The organism is Methylobacterium sp. FW306-05-D, from assembly GCF_058782155.1.
Genome location: NZ_JBYSXL010000092.1, coordinates 1 through 15,008 on the forward strand (window position 1 = coordinate 1; position 15,008 = coordinate 15,008).

Here is a 15,008-nt window from a genome sequence, read left to right on the forward strand (position 1 = left end):
CCCCCACACCCACCCCGCGCCGCCGCGGCGCCATCCCGCGAGACCGACGATGCCAGGCACGCCCCGCGCCGGAATCATTCCGGTGACCCCCTTCCAGCAGAACTGCACCCTGATCTGGTCGGACGAGACCAAGGTCGGCGCCGTGGTCGATCCGGGCGGCGACCTCGACCGGATCGAGGCGGCGATCGCCGCCCAGGGCATCGCCATCGAGAAGATCCTGCTCACCCACGGGCATATCGACCATGCCGGCGGCGCGGCCGAGCTGCGCGAGCGCCTCGGCGTGCCGATCGAGGGGCCGCACGAGGCCGACCGCTACCTCCTGGACAGCCTGCCGGAAACGGGCGCCAATTACGGCCTCGACGGCGCCCGGGTGGTGACGCCGGACCGCTGGCTGACCGACGGCGACGTGGTCGAGGTGGGCGGCCTGGCCTTCGACATCCTGCACGCCCCCGGCCACTCCCCCGGCAGCGTGGTGTTCATGAGCCGCGACGCGCGCTTCGCCCTGGTGGGCGACGTGGTGTTCAAGGGCTCGGTCGGCCGCACCGACCTGCCCGGCGGCAGCCACGAGCAGCTGATCCGCGCGATCAAGGACAAGGTCCTGCCGCTGGGCGACGACGTCGCCTTCATCCCCGGCCACGGCCCCACCAGCACGCTGGGCGAGGAGCGGGTCTCGAACCCCTTCCTCCAGGATTGAACCCTGCCGGCCCCGGCGTCCGGGTCCCGGCGGGGCCTTGACGGGCGGTTAAGGCGAACGGGGCATCGTGGTCGCGATGACAGGGGTCCGCGAGCCCGAAACCGATGCATTTCCAGTGGGAAATGCTTATATTGCGTGGGCAAGCAAGAAACGCAGGCGGCGGGGGCCCGGCCTGGGCCGGCAAGCCCCGCCCGGGCCGGCAAGCCCGGCCTGAATGCCCGCCTGCCCGAGGAAGTTCATGTCCGACAGTTCCCACAATCTCGCCGCCGATGCCTACGGCGCGGAATCCATCCGGGTCCTCAAGGGCCTCGACGCGGTGCGCAAGCGCCCCGGCATGTATATCGGCGACACCGACGACGGCTCGGGCCTGCACCACATGGTCTACGAGGTGGTCGACAACGCCATCGACGAGGCGCTCGCGGGCCACGCGGACCTCGTCGCCGTCACGCTGAACGCCGACGGCTCCGTCACGGTCTCCGACAACGGCCGCGGCATCCCCACCGACATCCACAAGGAGGAGGGGGTCTCGGCCGCCGAGGTCATCATGACCCAGCTCCATGCCGGCGGGAAGTTCGACCAGAATTCCTACAAGGTCTCCGGCGGCCTGCACGGCGTCGGCGTCTCCGTGGTCAACGCCCTCTCGCAATGGCTCCGCCTGCGCATCTGGCGCAACGGCAAGGAGCACGCGATGGAGTTCCGCCACGGCGACGCGGTCTCACCGCTGGTCATCGTGGGCGACGGCAACGGCCGGCGCGGCACCGAGGTGTCGTTCCTGCCCTCCACCGACACCTTCACGATGATCGAGTTCGACTACGCGACGCTGGAGAAGCGCCTGCGCGAGTTGGCCTTCCTCAATTCCGGCGTGCGCATCGTGCTCACCGACGCGCGCCACGCCGAGCACAAGCGCGAGGAATTGTTCTACGAGGGCGGCATCGAGGCCTTCGTGCGCTACCTCGACCGCTCGCGCAAACCCATCGAGGGCATGCAGAAGCCCGTGATGGTACGGGCCGAGCGCGACAACATCCGCGTCGAGGTCGCGCTCTGGTGGAACGACTCGTTCAACGAGACCGTGCTGCCGTTTACCAACAACATCCCGCAGCGCGACGGCGGTACCCACATGGCGGGGTTCCGCGCCGCGCTGACGCGCCAGATCACCGGCTATTCCGAGTCGTCGGGCATCGCCAAGCGCGAAAAGATCTCGCTGACCGGCGAGGATTGCCGCGAGGGCCTCACGGCCGTGATCTCCGTGCAGGTGCCGGACCCGAAATTCTCCTCGCAGACCAAGGACAAGCTCGTCTCCTCCGAGGTGCGCCCGGCCGTGGAGAACGTGCTCAACGAGGGGCTCTCGAACTGGCTCGAGGAGAACCCGGCCCTGGCCCGCTCGGTGATGGCCAAGGTCATCATGGCGGCCTCCGCCCGCGAGGCGGCGCGCAAGGCCCGCGAGACCGTGACCCGCAAGGGCGTGCTCGACATCGCCTCGCTGCCCGGCAAGCTCGCCGACTGCCAGGAGCGCGATCCCTCGAAATGCGAGATCCTGCTGGTGGAGGGCGATTCCGCCGGCGGCTCGGCAAAGCAGGGCCGCGACCGGACCTTCCAGGCGGTGCTGCCCTTGCGCGGCAAGATCCTCAACGTGGAGCGGGTGCGCGCCGACCGGATGCTGTCCTCGGCCGAGATCGGCACGCTGATCACGGCGCTCGGCGCCGGCATCGGCCGCTCGTCCACCGACCGCGAGGGCTTCAACCCGGACAAGCTGCGCTACCACCGCATCATCATCATGACCGACGCGGACGTGGACGGCTCGCACATCCGCACCCTGCTGCTGACCTTCTTCTTCCGGCAGATGCCGGAGGTGATCGAGCGCGGGCACCTCTACATCGCCCAGCCGCCCCTCTACAAAGCCGCCAAGGGCAAGTCGGCGCTCTACCTCAAGGACGAGCGGGCCCTGGAGGACTACCTCATCGATGCCGGCGTCGAGGGCGCCGTACTGCGGCTGGCCTCCGGCACCGAGTTCGGCGGGCCGCAGCTGAAATCCCTGGTCGAGGAGGCCCGCCAGTTCCGCGGGCTGATGCAGGCGCTCCACACCCGCTACGACCGCGCCGTGGTCGAGCAGGCGCTGATCGCCGGCGCCTTCCGGGTCCATGTCGACGAGAACGCCGCCGAGGCCGAGGTGCTGGCCGAGGAGACCGCCCGGCGCATGGACCGGATCGCCGACGACATCGAGCGCGGCTGGGAGGGCTCGGTCTCGGAGGGCGGCTACGTCCTCAGCCGGACCCTGCGCGGCGTGCGCCAGGTGGCGACCCTGGACGCCGCGCTGCTGGCCTCGCAGGAGGCCCGCCGCCTCGCCGACCGGGCGGAGGCCCTGCGCGAGATCTACGACGAGCCCGTCACCTACGCCCGCAAGGGCGACGAGACCACCCTGCACGGCCCCGTCGGCCTGTTCGAGGCGGTGATGGCCTTCGGCCGCAAGGGGCTGCAGCTGCAGCGCTACAAGGGCCTGGGCGAGATGACCGCCCAGCAGCTCTGGGAGACCACCCTCGACCGCGACGTGCGCTCGCTCCTGCAGGTGAAGGTCAAGGACACCCAGGACGCCGACGACCTGTTCGTGAAGCTGATGGGCGACGTGGTCGAACCCCGCCGCGAGTTCATTCAGGACAACGCGCTCAGCGTCGCCAACCTCGACGTCTGACCGGACGGTCGGCCTCGTGCGGAAGCGGTCGCCGTGATCCCGTTCCGCCGTTGCCCCTTCGCTCGCGGGCACTCCTCAGCGGACCGGGATCTCGCCCGGGCCTTCCGGGTTTCGATGGTCTTCGGCGTTGACCCGAGGCGACCGGCGATCTCCTTGCTGGTGACGCCGCAGGCCGCGAATCTCCCGCTCGCGATCGGCGAGCCGGAACCGCACGTCGTGGCTCAGGCAGGCACGGGGCGTCCTGTGACCGGAGGGGCGGCCCCTACGCCCGCGTCCGGCGGCTTCCCGGGGTTGGCCTTCCGGCTCTCCATTGGTCGCGACCATGCCGTCGCCTCTGGATCAGCCCGGTCCAAGAGACCGGTCAGGTCCCAGAGACCGGTCAGGTCAATCCGATTCCCAGGCCTCCCCGGTGCAACGGTTCGGGACGCGGAGACGTTTGGGCTCCCGACCCCGAACAGTCAGGGGGTGAGGGAGCACGACATGCTGGTACGTTTCGGATTGACGTTCGTTCTTGCCGCCGCCGCGGCCGGCGCGGCCGTGGCCGCACCGATGTCCGACGAGGACAAGGCCGCCCTTCAGCAACAATGCGCCGGCGACTTCACGACCTTCTGCGCGGGCCTGCCGCCCGAGGACGGTCCGGAGACGCAGGCCTGCTTCCAGAAGAACATGTCGAAGCTTTCACCCGGATGCCAGAACGCGATCCAGGCCTACAAGAAGAAGAGCTGACGGGCACCGACGGCATCGGGCCGACATCCCCGCGGCGGCAACCGTGACCGTCGGCCCGTAGGCTCCTGGTCGGTGAGGACCCGGCCCATCCGCGCCGAACGGACCTCCTTGCCGAGCCGCGCTTCGGCTCGGCCTGTCGCAGCGATCCCTGGGTTGAGGGGTCGCGCCTCGGGACAAACGGACTCCTTGAACCGCATCGTCGACCGTCGGCGTTCTGCATTGAAATATCAGGTCGGAACCGTTTTTGATCCTCGGCCGTATCTGCTCCACGTCAAAGGTTCGGATGGCGTCGGAGTCAGACATCATGTTTCGCAAGCCGATACTTGTCTTGTTCTCGGCCCTCACACTCGCCGGTGGCATCCTGGGCACCTCGACGGCCGCTATGGCCGATCCGCCCTGGGCTCGCGGCGGCCGTGGTTTCGAACGGGGTGGTCCGCCTGCCTGGGCACCCGCCCACGGATACCGCCGCCATCGCGAGTTCGGCGGCTACCAGCGGTCCTACCGGGGCACGCGCTTCGACGAGGGGCGCCGGTACGGCGGGTACCGCAACGACCGCTACTGAGCCTCCCCGCGACCGAGGGACGGCGTGAAGCCGATCGGGGCGCTGTTCCGGTCGGCTTCGCCGCCTGGGCGTGTCCCGGCCGTTCCCGCGCCCTGTGCACCCAGTCCCGTTACGACCGGCGTCGCGTCGGTGCCCACGAGAACGCAGCCTACGCAGCCGGCGAGGTCACCGGCGCCTCGGTGAATCCGGACTCTGCCGGCTTGTCCTGGTGGCCCATGGCACGCCTGACCGTCGAGCGCGTCGCGTCGATGGCGATCGTGGCCGCACCGAGCATCCGTAACTCGGTCGGGCGATTGAGGGCCTGGCGGGCGATGCTGGCGGCCAGGTCGTCCACCTCGGCCGCCATGGCCTCCAGGCGCGTAACGTCGGTCTCGTCCTGGGCTGCCGCACGCAGTTCGAGGAGGCGGCTCGTCGCCACCTCGATCCGCTCACGTCGGATGCGGCCCAGCCGCTGGCGCAGCCAGGCCACGGTCGAGCCGACGCCGCCGGCCAGGATGGCCACGAGGTAGATCCAGCTCTCGTATCGCTCGATGAAGGTCTCCTGCTCGCGCTCGTAGTAGTCGATGGCGCCAGGATGGATGGGCAGGTGCGCGCTGGTGGCGTCCGCCGTGTCCTCGTAGGTGGGGCTGGCGATGGCGTCGGCGGCCGGCACCGTGTCGGCCAGGGCGCTGCGCATCTCGAACAGGTGCTGGGTCACCTCGGCGGCGAGGCTGCGCGAGAGGTCGGCCCGGGCCACCAGGCGATAGGACGAGCCGACGGTCGCCACGTCCTCGGCGGGGAGCCGTGGATTTCCGCCGAACAGGGCCGCCGGGAGCGTGACCGCCTGAAGGCGGGGCCAGCGGGCCAGGACGGCCGTGGAATCCGGCACCCCGAACAGGGCGATCTCCTCGTCCGCGCTCTCGTCCTTGACGAGCGCCACGAGGCGCCTGGCCACGGGCGAGGTGGGTGTGGTGACCAGAACGAGCGCGTCGATCCGATGCGCGCGCAGGGCGGGGCCGACCTCGGCTTCCGCCAGGGGCACGAGCACCACGGCCTTCTTCGGTGGCGTGGCGGTCTGCGGCTCCGTCAGGAGTTCCAGGTCGTGGTGGGCCACGAGCGTGCCGACGAGCGTACGGTCGGCGGTCCGGCTCGCCAGCATGCCGAGGCGTTTGCCGGCCAGATCCCCGAAGCTCCTGATGCCCGCGCTGGACGGTGCCGCGACGAAGGCCGAGAGCTCGCGCAGGATGGCGAGCGTCATGGCATTCCCGGGCAGCGCGACGTCGGGCCGAACGACGGCCAGATCGGCCTTGCCGGCCTTGACCGCGTCGGCGCTCTCGCGAACGCCGTCGAAGGCGACGATCTTGAGCCTGACCCCGAGCTTTCGCCGCGCCAATTCGTCCGCGTAGGCCTGCAGCAAGGCCGGTTCGCTGCCACCTCGTGGGGCGACCGCGACCGTCAGGGTGGTGGGCCGCGTCAGGTAGTAGGTCGCGACGGCCACGAACACGAGCACGAGGGCCAGCCCCAGCAGGAGCCAGTCCTGTCGGCGACCCGGAAGCGTCATCCTCGCCACGCCCGAACCCCATCCCCTCGTTCACTTCCGACGACGGCACACCCCAGGACGAGGCCGCCGGCCGGACGGAACGACCGGCCTGAGGTCTCAGCCCCGGATGGGGTCTCCCGCCTCATCGTCCGATGGTCGAGCCGGACGTCGTCGTCGACGTCACCGGCTTCGAACCCGGCTCATGCGACGTGGTCCTGGTGCGGGACTCGACGCTCTCGCCGTCGCGGACCTTGGTCTTGGTCTGCGACTTCGAGAAGGTGCCGCCGTCATGCGCCATGGCTTTGGCCTGACCGTTGAGACCGCCGTTCCCGGTCTCGTTCACGCGGGCGCGGTCCATGGTCTTGCCGCCGGCCGCGCTTCCGCCGGTCGCGAGGGACGAGCCGGTGGCGCCGTTCGCGCCCGTGGACGTGCCGCCGGTGCCGACGGTCGAGGCGGATTGCGCGAGGGCCATGGCAGCCCCGCCGATCACGAAGGTGGTGGCGAGGGCGGCGACGCGGACGTGCTTCAACATGATTTTCTCCGGTCGCCTCAAACTGTACGGAGCAGCAAACGGAGATGGGAAAGATACCGTTCCAATTTTTTGCGGCTTCTTCAGACGAGACGACTGAATGAACGGCAGATTAAAGACAAGGCAATTGGGTGACACGAAGTATAACAGACACAAGGTTCGCAGCCTTATCGCTGCGAACCGCCGTTGTGTCTTGGCAGGCTCGGTCGCCTGTTCGTCCGACGCTGTTCGCCGTTGGATACCGAGGGGGGAGGGGTCGTCGGTTCCCCCTCGAACCGGTCAGGCCTTGCCCGCGACCTGGCCGGCGACGTGCTGTGCGCCTTCCTTCCCATCCCCGGTGGCCTTCCGCGCGTCGCCCTTCCGTTCCTGCGCCGTGCCGTCGGCCTGGGGTTTCTCGTTACCGGTCGCAGAACCGATGCCTTGCTTGGCGGTGCCGACGGCCTCGTCGGCGAGCCCCTTGATCCTGTCCGGGGTGCTGCCCACGGCGAAGTGCCGCGACCGGAGCGGTCCTGGGGCCCGGGAACGGCGATCCGTGCGATCCCGTTCCGAGGACGAAAGTCCTGCGGTGGGGCGGAACGGTTTGTCGCGGTCGACCATTCCTGGTCCCCGTTTCGGGACACAGGAGTTCCCCATGCGTCGCCTCGTTCTCGCCCTCGCCGCCGTCACCGCCCTGACCGGCCCCGTCCTCGCCAAGGACGAGGCTCCCGCCCCCCCGGCCACCGTGAAGTTCGCCCCCGTCCCGCAGGACGCCGTGCTGAGCTACAACCTCATCGGACTGAATGTCGTCGACGGCACCAACGCGAATGTCGGCGAGATCAAGGACCTCGTCATCGAGAAGGGCAAGCTCACCGGATACATCATGTCCGTCGGCGGCTTCCTCGGCATGGGCGAGCGCTACGTCGTGGTCGATCCGTCCTCGGTGGCGCTGACCTACGACACCGGCGCCAAGAAGTGGAAGGCCTCCGTCAACGCCAGCAAGGACGCCCTGAAGGCGGCCCCCGAGTTCAAGTACGACGGCAAGTTCAAGCGCTGAGCACGAACCACGGGAGCGCTTCGGCGCTTCCGCCCCTCAGGCGCGTTCGAGTTCCAGGGCGACGTCGGTGAGGTAGAAGGCGATGCGGCGCGCGCCGCCGGGGTTCGGACCCTCGACGCTGAAGCCGACCGTGAGGGCTTGGCCCTCGTCGTACCGAAGAACCGATTCCGCCATGAGGGCGACCTCACGCTCCGCCGTGGCGGTCAGGACGCGCCGTCCGTTGCGGGTCTCAAGGGTGACGCGAAACGGATCGTCGCTCGACAGGGCTCATTCCCTCGAGAACGGCAGCCATGGACGTTGACCGGACCCGCGCAAGGCCGGAGCAACGAGGATGCCCGCAGACGCGTTCCGTCCCGACGCGTCCATCGCCTCGGGGTCAGGGCCGCGACCCGGCCGGCCGTATCGACCCGGCCCACCCTCGGCCCCCCCTTGGGTATTGTCCCGGGCCATGGAGCCGGGATCGGCCCGGAACGGTTTTCGGAATCCTGGCATTATCGACACCCGTCCTGACGACACCGGGACGCGCATCCCGCGCAGGGTGGGATCGAAGCGAGGTGACCCGATGAGATTCTCCGGACTTGCGGCTGCGGCCGTGACGATGGCCGCCCTGGCCGCTCCTGCCGCCATCGCCGGCGAGACCCCGAAGGCCCTCCTGCACGGCAACTATTGCGGGCCCGGCAACAACGCACCGCTCGCGCCCATCGACGCCCTGGACGCGGCCTGCGCCCGACACGACGACTGCACCCCCGACGGCGGCCTGCCGTCGAAGGCTTGCAACCTGCGCCTCCAGGCGGAAGCCGAGGGCGTGGCCCAGGACCCCTCGCAGCCGGCCGACCTGCGGGCGCTCGCCGGCATCGTCGCCTCGGGCGCCGCGATGATGCCGTCCAGGCCCGGATCACGCCCCATCGCCCCGGCCGGCATCCGGCGCGTCGAGGAAGCCCCCGCCCTGGCTCGACCCGATGGCGACGCGGAGCCGGACGAAGATCGGGACGACGCCGATCCCGAGTAGGCGCGTGTGGTGTCGTTGCTCACCGCGGAAACCCAGCAGCGGCCGGGCGACGCGGGCCTCGGCCCCGTCATCGGCTGAGCCGTCCGCGGGGCGACGGCACGACCCGTCGCGCGCGGCGAAGCGGAAGAGACGTTCAGGCTGGAGAGAAAGTGTCGTTGGCGCGCCCACGGGGAATCGAACCCCGGTCTGATCCGTGAGAGGGACCTGTCCTAACCGCTAGACGATGGGCGCGGACCGGAGGGAGGCATCCGACGATCGCTGCGGCGATCCGTGCTTCCCGGCCGATGGGCGATCGTATAGCGAGGGTCGCGCGGCACCACAAGTGCCGAAATCGCGCCGGTGCGGCGCGAGCGACATTTTGAACCGAAGGATCGCCCGTTGCCGGGACTCGATGAATTGCCGGGATCGGCGGACCGCCGCGCCACGCTCGCCGAGGATGCCGCGACGGAGCGCCTGGACCGGGCCCTGGCCCGGGCCTTTCCCGACGTCTCGCGCTCGCGCCTGCAGGACCTCATCCGCGCCGGGCAGGTCCGCCGCGACGGCGCCGTCAGCCGCGATCCCTCGGCGAAGGTCGGCCCCGGGGCCGAACTCGCCGTGGTGATCCCGGAGGCGGTGGCGGCGGAGCCGGTGGCGCAGGCCCTCGACCTCGCCATCGTGTACGAGGACGACGATCTCATCGTCATCGACAAGCCGGCCGGCCTCGTGGTCCACCCGGCGCCCGGCCACGACTCCGGCACCCTGGTGAACGGGCTCATCGCCCATTGCGGCGAGAGCCTGTCGGGGATCGGCGGCGTGCGCCGGCCGGGCATCGTCCACCGGATCGACAAGGATACCAGCGGCCTGCTGGTGGTGGCCAAGAACGATCTGGCCCATGCCGGGCTGACGGCGCAGTTCGCCGACCACGGCCGCACCGGCCCCCTGGAGCGGGCCTATCTCGCCCTGGCCTGGGGCGTTCCCGAGCCGCGGGCCGGCACCATCGAGGCGAACCTCGCCCGCAGCGTGCGCAACCGCGAGAAGATCGCCGTCGTGCGCGGGGAGGGCGGCCGGCACGCGATCACGCATTACCGCGTCGAGGCGGTGCTGGGTGCCGAGGCGCCGGTGGCCCTGGTCCGCTGCACCCTGGAGACGGGGCGCACCCACCAGATCCGCGTGCATCTCAGCCATCGCGGCCATCCGCTCCTGGGCGACGCGGTCTATGGCGGGGCCTTCAAGACCAAGGCGGGCCGGCTCTCGCCGCAGGCGCGCGAGGCGCTGGCCACACTCGGGCGGCAGGCGCTGCACGCCAGCGTGCTGGGCTTCGCCCATCCGCGCACGGGAGAAACCCTGCATTTCGAGAGCCCGCTCCCGGCCGACCTGCAGGATCTCGTGGCTCGGCTGCGGGCCGGCCCGTAGCGGCGCAGACACAGTCAAGGCCGCGCGGGCGTGCGCCAGGACACGGCGGGCTGCGGCCTTTCGTGCCATCACAGACCCAAGCGGGCTCCCGTGCGTTGATGCCGGACGCGTCCCACGCGCCGCCTTTCCGTTCCCGCCGGTTTCCCGCTAGACTTGGGGAATCGAACGGTCGGCTCAAGGGAGCGGCGGTTCGCTTCGGACCGCCCTCAGGGGGTCCTTTCAAGGAGGTAAGATCATGGCCGGCGCATTGCCAGTGCTCGCCACCGAAGGTGGCCTCTCCCGCTACCTCGACGAGATCCGCAAGTTCCCGATGCTGGAGCCGAACGAGGAGTTCACGCTCGCAAAGGATTGGCGCGAGAAGGGCGACCGCAACGCGGCCCACCGCCTCGTCACGTCCCACCTGCGCCTCGTGGCCAAGATCGCCATGGGCTATCGCGGCTACGGCCTGCCGATCGGCGAGGTCGTGTCCGAGGGCAATGTCGGGCTGATGCAGGCGGTCAAGCGCTTCGAGCCGGACAAGGGCTTCCGTCTGGCCACCTATGCCATGTGGTGGATCAAGGCGGCGATCCAGGAATACATCCTGCGCTCGTGGTCGCTCGTGAAGATGGGCACCACCGCCAACCAGAAGAAGCTGTTCTTCAACCTGCGCAAGGCCAAGGGCCGGATCTCGGCGCTGGACGAGGGCGACCTCAAGCCGGACCAGGTGGCGCAGATCGCCGTCAAGCTCGGCGTGCCCGAGCAGGAGGTGGTCGACATGAACCGCCGCCTGTCCGGCGACACCTCGCTGAACGCCCCCCTGCGCGAGGAGGGCGAGGGCGAGTGGCAGGACTGGCTCGTGGACAACAGCCCGAGCCAGGAGACCGTGCTCGCCCGCGAGGAGGAGGGGCAGAACCGCCTCTCGGCCCTGCGCGACGCGCTCTCGGTGCTGAACCCGCGCGAGCGCCGCATCTTCGAGGCGCGCCGCCTCGCCGACGACCCGATCACCCTGGAGGACCTCTCCGGCGAGTTCGGCGTCTCGCGCGAGCGCGTGCGCCAGATCGAGGTCCGCGCCTTCGAGAAGATCCAGGAGGCGGTCAAGCGCAACCTCGCCACCCGCGAGGCCCCGCGGGTCGAGGCCCACGCCTGACGCGGCCAGGCCCGGCGGGCCCTGACGAAAACGGCCCTCCGGCAGCGATGCCGGGGGGCCGTTTTCCGTTCCGGGGCCCGATCGGGGTCGCGCGCGGACCGGACCCGCGAATCCGGACGCGACGCGGCTCCTACCGAGCGCCGCTGCCTAGCGCCACTGCGTGAAGGCGCTCTGCAGCACCTGGCTGCCGGCGCTGCCCCTCTCGAAGGCGATGATCCCGCGCGGGCCGGCGGCGAACTTCAGGGTGATGTCGAACCAGTCCTTGTGCAGCAGGATATCGGTGTTGCGTTCGACGTCGTTGGGCAGCGACGAGAGCCCGATCAGGAACAGGTTCTCGCGCACCCGCACCGGCAGGCCGGCCACCGGGGAGCCGCGGGCGCCTTCCTCGTCCTTGCCCTGGAGCAGGCCGATATCCTGGACGTTGTGGCGCGCCGCGTTGGGACCGCTCGGGGTGAAGACGAGTTCGAGCGTGTGCGAGGCCGGCAGGGTCGCGTCGAGGTTGCGGCGCAGGGTCATGATCAGGGTCAGGCCGGCATCCGGGAACTCCGCCGTGGCGCGCACGACGGTCTCCAGGGGCTGGCCCTGCTCGCCCGGCACCGTGTCGAGGCGCCAGACCACCCGCCCCTGGGTGGTGGTCGGCGCGGCGTTGGCGCCCCCGCCCATGTTCTCCTCGTAGAGCATCGCCCGCTGGGTGACCGCGAGATCGGGCTGGGCCGGGTTCGGCGCGGCGGGCACCGGCGTGGCGGCCGGCGCGGGCGCGGGACGGCGGGCCGGTGCAGCGGGCGCGGACGGGGCCGCGTCGCCGCCGACCCGGTCGGCGAACTTCGAGTCGGCGCCGTTCGGGGCGCTGTCCTGCTGCTCCGTGGCGATCGGCTGGAGGTCGGCGGGCCTGTCGCGCAGGAGGAAGGCCGCCACGGCGATCAGCCCGATCACCGCGATCAGGATGCTGCCGACGAGGACGTTGCGCAGCAGGCGCGAGCGCCCGTGCCGGGGGCCGACCACCTCGATGCGCGGCCGCTGGCGCTGGCCGCCGGCATCGACCGCGGCGAGTTCGGCACCGGCCTCGTCGGCGGCGGGCGCCGGCGCGCCCGCCGCCTCCGGCGCCTCGGCCGCCACGAAGGGCGGGCTCTTGGCCTTGCGGGACTGGATGCGGACCGGCGGCGGGATGGTGTCGGGGGCCGGCCCGGCCTCGCTCGGCGCCGACGGGGGAGGCCCCGGCTCCGCCGGGATCGGCTCGACGGATGCCGGCTCGATCGGCTTCGACTCGACGGGTTTCGGCTCGAGGGCCGGCGGCACGGGCACGCCGAGGTCCGGCCGCGGGGCGGGCGGCAGGGTCGCCTCGGGCAGGTCGACGGGATCGTTGGCCGGCGGCGGCGGGAGGAACGGCGCCGGCTCCGGCTCGGGGGCGGGGGGCTCCGGCGGCGCCGGCTCGGGCGGACGCGGCGCGGCCCCGCCGTGGTCGCGCTCCAGGCGCAGGATGGCGGCCTCGAGGGCGTTGCGCTCGAGGTCGATGTCGTCCTCCGACAGGGGCGGATCGAGGGATCGGAGCTGCCCGATCAGGGCGCCGCGCGCGCGCTCGTACACAGCCTGGCGCAGGGCCGGGGAGCGGTCGGGCATCGCCTCGAGCGCCCGTGCCAGCAGGGGATAATAGTCGGCCATCGTGCCTCAGATCCGCCCTCTCGCCGGCGGCTGGCCGGCCGCCTCGTCCCGCAGCCCCACGGACGGACACATGCCGGGCGGCCGCCGCGGTGCCGTCATGGGCGCATCTTCCCCACGCGGCCGCGCGTCCATCAAGCGGAAACCGCCTCAGTCCTCAAAGGGGTTGTGCATGAGAATGGTGTCGTTGCGCTCCGGCGAGGTCGAGAGCAGCGCCACCGGCGCGCCGATCAGTTCCTCGATGCGGCGCACGTACTTGATCGCCTGGGCCGGCAGGTCGGCCCAGGAGCGGGCCCCGGCCGTGGTGCCCGACCAGCCCTCGATGGTCTCGTAGATCGGCTCGACCTTGGCCTGGGCCGCCTGGTTGGCGGGTAGGTGGTCCACCACCTGCCCGTCGAGGCGGTAGCCGGTGCAGACCTTGATCGACTCGAAGCCGTCGAGGATGTCGAGCTTGGTGAGCGCGATGCCGTCGATGCCCGAGGTCCGCACGGTCTGGCGCACCAGCACCGCGTCGAACCAGCCGCAGCGGCGCTTGCGCCCGGTATTGACGCCGAACTCGCGGCCCTTGGCGCCGATGGTCTCGCCGATCTCGTCGAACAGCTCGGTGGGGAAGGGGCCTTCGCCGACACGGGTGGTGTAGGCCTTGGCGATGCCGAGCACGTAGCCGATGGCCGAAGGGCCCATGCCCGAGCCAGTCGCCGCCTGGGCCGCCACGATGTTCGAGGAGGTCACGAACGGATAGGTGCCGTGGTCGACGTCGAGGAGCGCGCCCTGGGCGCCCTCGAACAGGATGCGCTTGCCGGCGCGGCGCTCGTCGTCGAGGAGCTTCCAGACCGTGTCGGCGTAGGGCAGGATCGTGGGTGCGATCGCCTTCAGCTCGGTGAGCAGCGCGCCCGCATCGACCTCGGCGATGCCGAGGCCCCGGCGCAGGGCGTTGTGGTGGGTGAGCACCCGCTCGATCTTGGCCTCGAGGGTCGACGTGTCGGCCAGATCGACGACCCGGATGGCGCGGCGGCCGACCTTGTCCTCGTAGGCCGGGCCGATGCCCCGCTTCGTCGTGCCGATCTTGAGCCCGGCGTTCGACGTCTCGCGAAAGTGGTCGAGTTCGCGGTGCAGCGGCAGGATCAGGGTGGCGTTGTCGGCGATGCGCAGGGTGCGCGGCGAGATCTCGACGCCCTGGGCCTGGAGCCGGGCGATCTCGTCCACGAGGTGCCAGGGATCGACCACGACGCCATTGCCGATCACCGACAGCTTGCCGCCGCGCACGACGCCGGAGGGCAGCAGCGCCAGCTTGTAGGTCACGCCGTCGACCACCAGCGTATGGCCGGCATTGTGCCCGCCCTGGAAACGGACCACGACGTCGGCCTGCTCGGAGAGCCAGTCGACGATCTTGCCCTTGCCTTCGTCACCCCATTGGGCGCCCACGACGACGACGTTTGCCATTCACTGAAGACCTGTGCCGTAACCCGCGCGAAAGCGGTCCGCCCGTCAGGTCGGACCGCTTTCGCTGTCCTCGGGTCTTTCCGCGATCCGTGCGCGGAAATCAAGCAAGGGGGCCGTCCGCGCCCGGACGGGCGGGGATGTCCCCTCAGCGGGCCTCCGTGCCGGGCTGGCGGCCGGGAAGATCGCCGGGCTTGATCACCGGCATGCCGCCCGGGTTCGGGTCGGGCGGCGTCACCACCATGCCGGGCGCAGTGTTGCCCGGCGGCTTGATGACGCCGTCGCTCTTCTCGAGGCGGTCGCTCAAGGTGCCCTTGTCCGAGGACGTGCCCTGATCGGCAGCTCCGTCGGAGGGGCGGATCTTATCGGGAATCGTCTGGTTCGGCGGCGGCAGGGCCGGGTCGGTGTCCCGGCCCTTCAGGGGCGCGTCGGGGGACTGGGCGAAGGCCGCGCCGGCGATCAGGCCGAAGCCGACCGCGAGGGTGAGGATCGAGCGCATAGGGTCTCCCTGTCTCGGATGCGAGGTTTGGGGGAGAACAGCCCCGGGGCCGAAGCGTTCCTGTCCCATCGGTCCTGCGATGGGACGATGGTCCTGAAAGGGGCTCGGACGGGGGCTTTGAGGCGGGGCTCGGGAAG

General features: G+C 70.8%; 15 protein-coding genes and 1 tRNA gene. 8 read left to right on the top strand and 8 right to left on the bottom strand.

Annotated elements, in window-relative coordinates:
- The first annotated feature begins 49 nt into the window (after positions 1-49).
- The 4 genes from AC3WLN_RS21185 to AC3WLN_RS21200 all read left to right on the top strand — a co-directional run bounded on the left by AC3WLN_RS21185 (position 50) and on the right by AC3WLN_RS21200 (position 4,668).
- Complete coding sequence (locus AC3WLN_RS21185; RefSeq protein ID WP_492484575.1) at positions 50-694, top strand: MBL fold metallo-hydrolase; 645 nt, start codon at positions 50-52, stop codon at positions 692-694.
- A gap of 238 nt (positions 695-932) precedes the next feature.
- Complete coding sequence (gene gyrB / locus AC3WLN_RS21190) at positions 933-3,380, top strand: DNA topoisomerase (ATP-hydrolyzing) subunit B (RefSeq protein WP_492484577.1); 2,448 nt, start codon at positions 933-935, stop codon at positions 3,378-3,380.
- A 480-nt stretch (positions 3,381-3,860) separates the two neighbouring features.
- Positions 3,861-4,106 carry a hypothetical protein gene (locus AC3WLN_RS21195; protein WP_492484579.1) on the top strand — a complete coding sequence of 82 codons (246 nt, stop codon included), beginning with the start codon at positions 3,861-3,863 and terminating at the stop codon, positions 4,104-4,106.
- A gap of 304 nt (positions 4,107-4,410) precedes the next feature.
- Positions 4,411-4,668, top strand: coding sequence for a hypothetical protein (locus AC3WLN_RS21200; protein WP_492484581.1), 258 nt, complete (start codon positions 4,411-4,413; stop codon positions 4,666-4,668).
- Positions 4,669-4,816: 148 nt separating this feature from the next.
- Here the strand turns inward: AC3WLN_RS21200 and AC3WLN_RS21205 are convergent, their stop codons facing one another.
- The 3 genes from AC3WLN_RS21205 to AC3WLN_RS21215 form a co-directional block, all read right to left on the bottom strand.
- Positions 4,817-6,208 carry a TAXI family TRAP transporter solute-binding subunit gene (locus AC3WLN_RS21205; protein WP_492484582.1) on the bottom strand — a complete coding sequence of 464 codons (1,392 nt, stop codon included), beginning with the start codon at positions 6,206-6,208 and terminating at the stop codon, positions 4,817-4,819.
- A 121-nt stretch (positions 6,209-6,329) separates the two neighbouring features.
- On the bottom strand, positions 6,330-6,659 hold the full coding sequence (locus tag AC3WLN_RS21210; protein ID WP_492484601.1) for a hypothetical protein: 330 nt from the start codon (positions 6,657-6,659) through the stop codon (positions 6,330-6,332).
- A gap of 336 nt (positions 6,660-6,995) precedes the next feature.
- Positions 6,996-7,199: a CsbD family protein gene (locus AC3WLN_RS21215; protein ID WP_492484584.1), complete on the bottom strand. Its 204-nt coding sequence runs from the start codon at positions 7,197-7,199 to the stop codon at positions 6,996-6,998.
- A 148-nt stretch (positions 7,200-7,347) separates the two neighbouring features.
- On the opposite strand from AC3WLN_RS21215, the gene AC3WLN_RS21220 reads away from it, so the two are divergent.
- Entirely contained in the window at positions 7,348-7,749 is a 402-nt protein-coding gene (locus AC3WLN_RS21220; RefSeq protein WP_492484586.1) for a PRC-barrel domain-containing protein, read from the top strand.
- Positions 7,750-7,785: 36 nt separating this feature from the next.
- Here the strand turns inward: AC3WLN_RS21220 and AC3WLN_RS21225 are convergent, their stop codons facing one another.
- A complete protein-coding gene (locus AC3WLN_RS21225) occupies positions 7,786-7,923 on the bottom strand; it encodes a hypothetical protein (protein ID WP_492484588.1) in 138 nt (45 codons plus the stop codon).
- A gap of 388 nt (positions 7,924-8,311) precedes the next feature.
- Here AC3WLN_RS21225 and AC3WLN_RS21230 point away from each other — a divergent pair, with 388 nt between their 5' ends.
- Positions 8,312-8,758: a phospholipase A2 family protein gene (locus tag AC3WLN_RS21230; protein ID WP_492484590.1), complete on the top strand. Its 447-nt coding sequence runs from the start codon at positions 8,312-8,314 to the stop codon at positions 8,756-8,758.
- Positions 8,759-8,914: 156 nt separating this feature from the next.
- On the opposite strand, the gene AC3WLN_RS21235 is transcribed toward AC3WLN_RS21230, so the two are convergent.
- Positions 8,915-8,989, bottom strand: a tRNA-Glu gene (locus tag AC3WLN_RS21235).
- A 147-nt stretch (positions 8,990-9,136) separates the two neighbouring features.
- Between AC3WLN_RS21235 and AC3WLN_RS21240 the strand changes: the two genes are divergently transcribed.
- Together AC3WLN_RS21240 and rpoH are read left to right on the top strand one after the other, a co-directional pair.
- Positions 9,137-10,150 (top strand): RluA family pseudouridine synthase, encoded by a 1,014-nt coding sequence (locus AC3WLN_RS21240; protein WP_492484592.1) that lies wholly within the window; start codon positions 9,137-9,139, stop codon positions 10,148-10,150.
- Positions 10,151-10,385: 235 nt separating this feature from the next.
- On the top strand, positions 10,386-11,276 hold the full coding sequence (rpoH, locus tag AC3WLN_RS21245) for an RNA polymerase sigma factor RpoH (protein ID WP_492484594.1): 891 nt from the start codon (positions 10,386-10,388) through the stop codon (positions 11,274-11,276).
- Positions 11,277-11,423: 147 nt separating this feature from the next.
- Here the strand turns inward: rpoH and AC3WLN_RS21250 are convergent, their stop codons facing one another.
- The 3 genes from AC3WLN_RS21250 to AC3WLN_RS21260 form a co-directional block, all read right to left on the bottom strand.
- Positions 11,424-12,935 (bottom strand): histidine kinase, encoded by a 1,512-nt coding sequence (locus AC3WLN_RS21250; RefSeq protein WP_492484596.1) that lies wholly within the window; start codon positions 12,933-12,935, stop codon positions 11,424-11,426.
- A 147-nt stretch (positions 12,936-13,082) separates the two neighbouring features.
- Complete coding sequence (locus AC3WLN_RS21255) at positions 13,083-14,375, bottom strand: adenylosuccinate synthase (RefSeq protein WP_492484598.1); 1,293 nt, start codon at positions 14,373-14,375, stop codon at positions 13,083-13,085.
- A gap of 145 nt (positions 14,376-14,520) precedes the next feature.
- Positions 14,521-14,871: a hypothetical protein gene (locus AC3WLN_RS21260; protein WP_243915173.1), complete on the bottom strand. Its 351-nt coding sequence runs from the start codon at positions 14,869-14,871 to the stop codon at positions 14,521-14,523.
- Positions 14,872-15,008 lie beyond the last annotated feature (137 nt).

Bases quoted from the DNA above. Each gene is read 5' to 3' on its own strand.
- AC3WLN_RS21200 (WP_492484581.1), top strand. From the start codon at position 4,411: ATGTTTCGCAAGCCGATACTTGTCTTGTTCTCGGCCCTCACACTCGCC.
- AC3WLN_RS21195 (WP_492484579.1), top strand. From the start codon at position 3,861: ATGCTGGTACGTTTCGGATTGACGTTCGTTCTTGCCGCCGCCGCGGCC.
- AC3WLN_RS21220 (WP_492484586.1), top strand. From the start codon at position 7,348: ATGCGTCGCCTCGTTCTCGCCCTCGCCGCCGTCACCGCCCTGACCGGC.
- AC3WLN_RS21260 (WP_243915173.1), bottom strand. From the start codon at position 14,871: ATGCGCTCGATCCTCACCCTCGCGGTCGGCTTCGGCCTGATCGCCGGC.
- AC3WLN_RS21230 (WP_492484590.1), top strand. From the start codon at position 8,312: ATGAGATTCTCCGGACTTGCGGCTGCGGCCGTGACGATGGCCGCCCTG.
- gyrB (WP_492484577.1), top strand. From the start codon at position 933: ATGTCCGACAGTTCCCACAATCTCGCCGCCGATGCCTACGGCGCGGAA.
- AC3WLN_RS21205 (WP_492484582.1), bottom strand. From the start codon at position 6,208: ATGACGCTTCCGGGTCGCCGACAGGACTGGCTCCTGCTGGGGCTGGCC.
- AC3WLN_RS21250 (WP_492484596.1), bottom strand. From the start codon at position 12,935: ATGGCCGACTATTATCCCCTGCTGGCACGGGCGCTCGAGGCGATGCCC.
- AC3WLN_RS21255 (WP_492484598.1), bottom strand. From the start codon at position 14,375: ATGGCAAACGTCGTCGTCGTGGGCGCCCAATGGGGTGACGAAGGCAAG.
- rpoH (WP_492484594.1), top strand. From the start codon at position 10,386: ATGGCCGGCGCATTGCCAGTGCTCGCCACCGAAGGTGGCCTCTCCCGC.
- AC3WLN_RS21185 (WP_492484575.1), top strand. From the start codon at position 50: ATGCCAGGCACGCCCCGCGCCGGAATCATTCCGGTGACCCCCTTCCAG.
- AC3WLN_RS21225 (WP_492484588.1), bottom strand. From the start codon at position 7,923: ATGGCGGAATCGGTTCTTCGGTACGACGAGGGCCAAGCCCTCACGGTC.
- AC3WLN_RS21210 (WP_492484601.1), bottom strand. From the start codon at position 6,659: ATGGCCCTCGCGCAATCCGCCTCGACCGTCGGCACCGGCGGCACGTCC.